A 7,170-nucleotide genomic window follows, 5' to 3' on the forward strand; every position below is an offset into this window, starting at 1 on the left:
GTCCTCGTTCGCCTCCATTCCGCATCCGAAAATCCCGCTGCCGGTCGATCTGCTGCGCAGCCAGAACCATGACAGGAAGAACTCCATGGGCGTCAATCTCGCCAACGACAACGATCTGCGCGCCCTGGCCGAGCAGCTCAACGCCGCCGTAAAGCCTTGGCACGCCGCACCGCTGGTGCCCGGCGCCAGCCCGACCGGCGCGCTGTTGAACGTCACCAACCCGGCCGATACCCGCCAGGTCGTCGGCCAGTGGCAGCCGGCCGACAGCGCCACCGTCGAAAAGGCGCTGGCCAATGCCGTCGCCGCGCAGCCGACGTGGAACCGCACCCCGGCCGCCAGCCGCGCGGCGATCCTGGAACACGCCGCCGACCAGCTCGAAGCGCGCCTGCCCGAGTTCATGGCGCTGTGCGTCAAGGAAGCCGGCAAGAGCCTGCCCGACGGCATCGCCGAAGTGCGTGAAGCGGTCGACTTCCTGCGCTATTACGCCAAGCAGGCGCGCGAGCAGTTCGGCCATGCCGAAAAGCTGCCCAGCCCCACCGGTGAGTCCAACGAACTGCAGCTGCATGGCCGCGGCGTGTTCGTGTGCATCAGCCCGTGGAACTTCCCGCTGGCGATCTTCCTGGGCCAGGTGGCCGCTGCGCTCGCCGCCGGCAACAGCGTCATCGCCAAGCCGGCCGAACAGACCAACCTGATCGGCTACTACGCAGTAAAGCTGCTGCTCGAGGCTGGCGTACCCGAAGGCGTGGTGCAGTTCCTGCCCGGCGACGGCGCCACCGTCGGTGCCGCGCTCACCGCCGACCCGCGCGTGGCCGGCGTGGCCTTCACCGGCTCCACCGACACCGCCCGCGCGATCAACCGCGCGATGGCCGCACGCGATGCCGCCATCGGCGTGCTGATCGCCGAGACCGGCGGCCAGAACGCCTTCATCGCCGACTCCTCGGCGCTGCCGGAACAGCTGGTCAAGGACGCGATCGGGTCGGCGTTCACCTCTGCCGGCCAGCGCTGCTCGGCCGCGCGCGTGCTGTTCGTGCAGGACGACATCGCCGACAAGGTGATGACCATGCTGTCCGGCGCGATGGCCGAACTGAAGGTCGGCGACCCCGGCCTGCTGTCCACCGACGTGGGCCCGGTGATCGATGCCGACGCGCTGCAGATCCTGCAGGACCACGCCGTGCGCATGGAAAAGGAAGCACGCCTGATCGCCGCCGCCGAACTCAGCGAAGCGGCCGCGCATGGCACGTTCTTCGCCCCGCGTGCGTACGAACTGAAGAACCTGGACCAGCTGCACAAGGAAATCTTCGGGCCGGTGCTGCACGTGATCCGCTGGAAGGGCGACCAGCTCGACGCGGTGATCGACCAGATCAACGCCACCGGCTACGGGCTGACCCTGGGCGTGCATTCGCGCATCGATGAAACCGTGGATCGCATTTCCTCGCGCATCAATGTGGGCAACGTGTATGTCAACCGCAACCAGATCGGTGCGGTGGTCGGCGTGCAGCCGTTCGGCGGCCAGGGTCTTTCCGGTACCGGGCCGAAGGCCGGCGGTCCGCACTACCTGCTGCGCTTTGCCACCGAAAAAACCGTCACCGTGAACACCACCGCGGCCGGCGGCAATGCCTCGCTGCTGACGCTGGGCGATTGATCCACGGCGTCATCTGTTGAACAAAAAACCCCGCGAAAGCGGGGTTTTTTGTGGGTTTCATCTGGGTCAACGAATGGCCCGTCAGCGGCCGGCGTTACGGGGCGTCGATCGACTCGATCTCATCGCGCATGAACAGTTCTTTGCCCATGTAGCGCTCGAACTTGATGCGGCCGAAGCCGGCCGCGTACCAGCCTTCGATGCGGTTGTCCTCGAAGGTCGCGCTGACGTGGCAGGTGTCCTTGAAGGTGCGCGGCTGACCATCGATCTCCACGTCGACGTCTTCGAAGCCGACGAAGGTGTAATCGGAGAAGCCATCGAAGTCGAGCGGTTCGACGGTGTCTTCGACGTGATGGGTGCGCTCGCCCTTCCCGGTGTACTGGAAGCGGTCGCCCGGCTTGGCTGTCTGCGGGAACGTCGGCGCGGGCTTGAAGGTGTCGGTCATCACCGGCTTGGACGCATCGCCACCCCAGGCGGAGATGCCATAACGGTCCTGGCCGAGGAAGGCACGCCCGCTGGCATCGAAGTAGCTGGCAGTACCGATACCGCCGCCTGCGCTGTTGACCTTGATCGCGTGCTGGCCGGCGAAGGTCGACTTTTCGATGGTCAGCGTTTCATCGGCGGTGGACCAGGTCAGGCCCGGGGTGAGGGTGAAACACGCGGCGAAGTCGGCGGCGCATGCAGGGGCGGACAGTGCGGCCAACCCCAGGAAAAGGGTGGAACGAAACGCGAGAGGCGACATGTACAGATCCTTGTCAAAACAGCATGACCCACCGTGCGGGGGCGGTGCGGAATTGTACGCGCTGCGTCTGCGTGGACGGCGCCTGAAACGCGCAGTGCCACCGCTGCCATGGGCCAACCTCGTGGCAGAATCCGGCCATACGCACTGCCCTGCTCCCGGCCTTGCTACTGGTGTCGATGCCCGGGCACATGGCGATCGGACGTTCATCGCGCAGCTGCGGCAGGGGCGGCGCGAAGCGGCTCGGCGATCAGGGGCGCATCGGCTGGGCAGCCATCGATCTGGGCACGCACAAACAGAAGGCCCCGCTTTCGCGGGGCCTTCTGCCATTCAAACAACCGGTGCGGCTAGGTCGATCAGAACTTGTAGTTGAACGACGCGGCCAGCACGTCGCCGCGCACCTTGTACTTGCCGGTGAGCGAGTTGCCCTGGTTGTTGGTGGTGCCGGCGATGTTCACGTCCGGATCCTTGGTGAACAGATGGGTGTAACCGAAGTTGTATTCGATGTTCGCCGACGGGGTCCAGCCCACGCCCAGCGACAGCCACTTGCGGCTGGTGTCGGGCAMGCGCACGTCGCGGTGGGCGTTGGTGGTCGGGGTCTGGTCCAGCGCGACACCGCCGCGCAGGGTGACGGTATCGCTCAGCTTGAAGTCGGTACCCAGCGAGACGAAGGTCGTATCGCGGTAGCCGAATTCCAGCACCGAGTCCGGCTGCGCCGAGGCGTAGTCGATGGTGACCTGATCGAACGCGGTCGACCAGGCAGTGCGGGTGACATCACCCATCACGGTCCAGCGGTCGTTGACGTTGTGGGTCACGCTCAGGGTGGCCGAGGCCGGCAGGGTCAGGGTGGCCTTGCCCGAGGTGCTGGTGAAGCGACCCGGCTGTGCCACGGCCAGCACGGCAGCGGCGTTGGCCGGCACGTCGAAGGTAGCGTCGCCACCGGTGATCTTGTGCTCGACCTTGGACCGGTAGCTGATACCGATGTGGGTGTTCTCATCGGGGCTGAACAAGCCACCGACGGTCCAGCCCACGGCGTTGTTGTCGCCTTCCACGGTCAGCTTGCCATCGGCGCTGCCCGGGGCGAAGCCCGGCACGCGCGACTGCGCCAGCGCGGTGCCGAAGTCGATGTTGTTGCTCAGTTCGATGGTCAGGTGTTCAACGAACACCGACGCGCCGAAGGACACGTACGGGTTGACGTCGTAGGAGGCGGCAAAGCCCAGGTCGATCGCCTTCAGGTCGGTCTTCAGGCCGCTGTAACGGCCGACCCACGCGTTGTCGTACTGGGTCTTGAAGCCGAACGGAGCGGTCAGCGACACGCCGAAGTGGGCCTGTTCGCCGATCGGCATGTGGAAGTACGCAGCCGGGACCGGAGCGATCATGCCTGCGTCGCCGCCGTCACCGCCGGTCTGCGGCTGGCCGGTCGGCTTGCGGCCAGTGCCGCTGAACTTGGCCGAGAAGCTGATGGCGCTCAGGTCACCCTGGATCTGGGTGCCTTCGAGCTGGCGCATGCCAGCCGGGTTGACGGCGATGATCGAGGCGTCGCCCTCGGCGCTGCCGGAACCGGCAAAGGCGCGGCCGAGGCCCTTGGCGCTGTTTTCCTTCAGCTGGAAGGCGGCAGCGTTGACGTGGCCGACGGCCAGGACACCGGCAATGCCGACGGCCAGGGCGGTGACGCGGGCAAGCGTGGAAGCGGTATGCATGTTTGGTTCTCTCCGGAATTGCGGTGATGTTTGGCAACGTGCGCCTGCGTCGTCCCTGCCTTTCGGTGGAGACAACGCGCCGGATTCCCCTCCCGACATACGACGCCGTATTGGAGTATACCCAGACCGGTTAATGAAACAATAACGGACTGCCCCCTTGTGGCTATTCAGGCTGAACCCGTCAATGCCCCATCACGGGCGTCGCCGCGCTAGGCTAGCGCACCCATGTTCGTGTCGATCCCCTCCCGCAAGAAGTCCGCCTTCCGCTGGGCTACCCCGCTGCTGTTCGCCGCCCTGTGGGTGGCGTTCCTGTGGTCGATCTCGCGTCCGGACGATGCCCGCCGCAGCCTGTGGCTGGACTGGGGCGCCCTGTCCACCGGCCTGACCCACCCGCTGGACTGGTGGGCCACCCTGCAGGACGGCAGCGTGCTGCGCCTGTTCACCGCCCTGTTCCTGCATGCGGACTGGTCGCACCTGCTGGGCAACCTKGTGTTCCTGCTGATCTTCGGGCTGCCGGCCGAGCGCGTGCTGGGGCCGTGGCGGCTGATCCTGCTGTTCCTGGTGGGCGGGGCCATTTCCAACCTGACCGCGATCTACACCATGGGCAGCCCGGATCAGATCATCATCGGCGCCAGCGGCGCGGTGTCGGCGCTGATCGGTGCCTACCTGGCCCTGTTCCCAGGMGCGCGGCTGGGCGTGGTGATCCCGCTGGGCCTGTTCCTGGAGTTCGTGCGGGCGCCGGCCTACCTGCTGATCGGGGTGTGGGCGGCGCTGCAGGTGGTGTTCGCCTATATCGGCCCGAGCTTCGGCATGGTGGCCTGGTGGGCGCACATCGCAGGCTTCGTGTTCGGCCTGGCCTACGGGGTTTATGTGCGCGCGGCGATCGCGCGTCGGCTGCGCAAGCGCCACGGGTTCTAGGCCGCGCCGACGCATGACGCGTTGGCCGGCCACACGTCCGGTCGGACGCACCGGGTAGTGCCGGCCGCTGGCCGGCTCCACGGATAGTCGGATCAACCCGGGTAATGCCGGCCGTTGGCCGGCGCCTCATGCGGTTGGGTGCATGCAGAGCCGGCCAGCGGCCGGCACTACCGGTCAGGGTTTGGCCGGCGTATCCAGCGGCTTTGCTTCCGGCTTTGCTTCCGGCTTCTTCTGCGCGGCTGCCTTGGCGGCCTCTGCCTTCTGCTTTGCCAGCACCGAACCCGGCTGCTTCAACTCGGCCAGCGCGTCGTTGATCGGGCCGTCGCCCGGCAGCACGTCGCCGGCCTTGTAGCCGTCGCCGCCTTCCTCGTCACCGCGGAGGTGGCCCGGCAGGGTGGCTTCGCTGTAGTCGGCCAGGCTGGCCGGCAGGGCGTCGTCACCCGGCTGCCTCTCCGGCTGCAGCAGCACGTCGGGCACGATGCCGGTGGCCTGGATGGACTTGCCGCTCGGGGTGAAGTAACGCGCGGTGGTCAACTTCACCGAGTCGCCGTTGTCCAGCGGCAGCACGGTCTGCACCGAGCCCTTGCCGAAGGTACGGCTGCCGACCACGCGCGCACGGCCGTTGTCGCGCAGCGCKCCGGCCAGCACTTCGGAGGCGCTGGCCGAACCGGCATCGGCCAGCACCACCACCGGTGCGCCCTTGAGCAGATCGCCCGGGGTGGCATCGAAGCGTGCATCGCTGATCGAGATGCGGCCCCGGGTGCTGACGATGTTGCCCTTGTCGAGCAGGTCATCGGCCACCTGCACCGCCGCGGTGAGCAGGCCGCCGGGGTTGCTGCGCAGGTCAAGCACCACGCCCTTGAGCTTGCCGCCGGCCTGCTGCTGCAGCTGGCCGACATGCTTCTGGAAATCGGCGCCAGTGTCGGCCTGGAAGGTGCTCAGGCGGATGTACCCATAACCCGGCTCCAGCATGCGGCTGCGCACGCTGGTCACACGGATGGTCTGGCGGGTGACGGTAACGTCGAACGGCTTGGCCCTGCCTTCGCGCACCAGGGTCAGCACCACCTTGCTGCCGGCCTTGCCACGCAGCGGCTCGGTGGCCTGGATGGCACTGATCGGCTTGCCGTCGATGGCGATGATCAGGTCGCCGGCGCGGATCCCGGCGCGGGTAGCCGGGGTGTCGTCGATCGGCGAGATCACTTTGAGGCTGCTGTTGTCCGGCTGCTGCTGCAGCTCCACGCCGATACCGTCGTAGGCGCCGGTGGCCTGTTCGTCGAAGGCCTCGGCGTCTTCCTTGTCGAAATAGGTGCTGTGCGGATCCAGGTCGAGCAACAGGCCACGGATGGCCGATTGCATCAGCTTCTTGTCATCCACCGGGTCCACGTAGGCGGCGCGGACCGCGTTGTAGACCGCCACGTAGCGCCGGATTTCCTCCAGCGGCACTTTCGATGTCACCGCCTCTTCGCTGCTGGCGGCATCGCTGGCGCTGCTGGCAGCCTCGCTGGTCTGCTGCGCCCAGGACACAGCGGGCAACAGGGCCAGCAGCAAGGTGGCGGAACGGGCTACGCGCATGAAGCACTCCAGGTCGGCGGGGGACGGAAAACACGCACTGGGTGCGTCGCCCGATTATGCGCGAAGCGACGATAAATTCCCGTTGAACCCGGCGCGCATGGACAGCGCGCCGTTGGGCTGGGTGTCAGCGACGCTGCAGCCAGCTGCCCGGATCGACCGGCTGCCCGTTGCGGCGCAGCTCGAAATACAGCGCGGTCACGCCCTGTCCACCGGAGTTGCCGACCTTGGCCACCGGGTCGCCCTTCTTCACCGTGGCGCCGGCGTCGCGCAGCAGGGTGTCGTTGTGCGCGTACAGGCTCATGTAGCCGTTGCCATGGTCGACGATCAGGATCATGCCGTAGCCGGTCATCCAGTCTGAGARCACCACCGTGCCATCGGCCACGGCAGTGATCGTGCTGCCGGCAGCGGCGCCGATCAGCACGCCGCTGCTGGTGCGCCCATCGGGCAGCTTGCCGCCGTAGCGGGCCAGCAGGTTGCCCGACAGTGGCCAGCCCAGCCCGCCCACCTTCGGCGGCGGGGCCGAGGCCACGGCCGGCGGGGTCTTGCCCGGGCGCGGCGGCGGACGGGTGCCGTTGGCAGCCGCGGCTTTCTCGGCCTTGTCG

General features: G+C 67.4%; 6 protein-coding genes. 2 read left to right on the plus strand and 4 right to left on the minus strand.

Going from position 1 to position 7,170, the window contains the following annotated elements; translation table 11 throughout:
* Window positions 1-1,642: bifunctional proline dehydrogenase/L-glutamate gamma-semialdehyde dehydrogenase PutA (gene putA, locus ACXJKH_RS11665; protein WP_457319558.1), on the plus strand; the 1,642-nt coding region annotated here is incomplete at its 5' end.
* A 94-nt stretch (window positions 1,643-1,736) separates the two neighbouring features.
* On the opposite strand, the gene ACXJKH_RS11670 is transcribed toward putA, so the two are convergent.
* Window positions 1,737-2,381 carry a hypothetical protein gene (locus ACXJKH_RS11670; RefSeq protein WP_457319559.1) on the minus strand — a complete coding sequence of 215 codons (645 nt, stop codon included), beginning with the start codon at window positions 2,379-2,381 and terminating at the stop codon, window positions 1,737-1,739.
* Window positions 2,382-2,734: 353 nt separating this feature from the next.
* The gene (locus ACXJKH_RS11675; protein WP_457319560.1) at window positions 2,735-4,078 is read right to left on the minus strand and encodes an outer membrane protein transport protein; all 1,344 of its coding nucleotides are present in this window, start codon (window positions 4,076-4,078) and stop codon (window positions 2,735-2,737) included.
* Between the two features lie 225 nt (window positions 4,079-4,303).
* On the opposite strand from ACXJKH_RS11675, the gene ACXJKH_RS11680 reads away from it, so the two are divergent.
* A complete protein-coding gene (locus ACXJKH_RS11680; protein WP_256775030.1) occupies window positions 4,304-4,996 on the plus strand; it encodes a rhomboid family intramembrane serine protease in 693 nt (230 codons plus the stop codon).
* Between the two features lie 174 nt (window positions 4,997-5,170).
* Here ACXJKH_RS11680 and ACXJKH_RS11685 read toward each other — a convergent pair whose 3' ends face one another.
* Window positions 5,171-6,568 carry a S41 family peptidase gene (locus ACXJKH_RS11685; RefSeq protein ID WP_457319561.1) on the minus strand — a complete coding sequence of 466 codons (1,398 nt, stop codon included), beginning with the start codon at window positions 6,566-6,568 and terminating at the stop codon, window positions 5,171-5,173.
* A gap of 124 nt (window positions 6,569-6,692) precedes the next feature.
* On the minus strand, window positions 6,693-7,170 hold a 478-nt coding region (locus ACXJKH_RS11690; protein ID WP_457319562.1), incomplete at its 5' end, for a murein hydrolase activator EnvC family protein.

Source organism: Stenotrophomonas sp. P5_B8 (assembly GCF_054049855.1).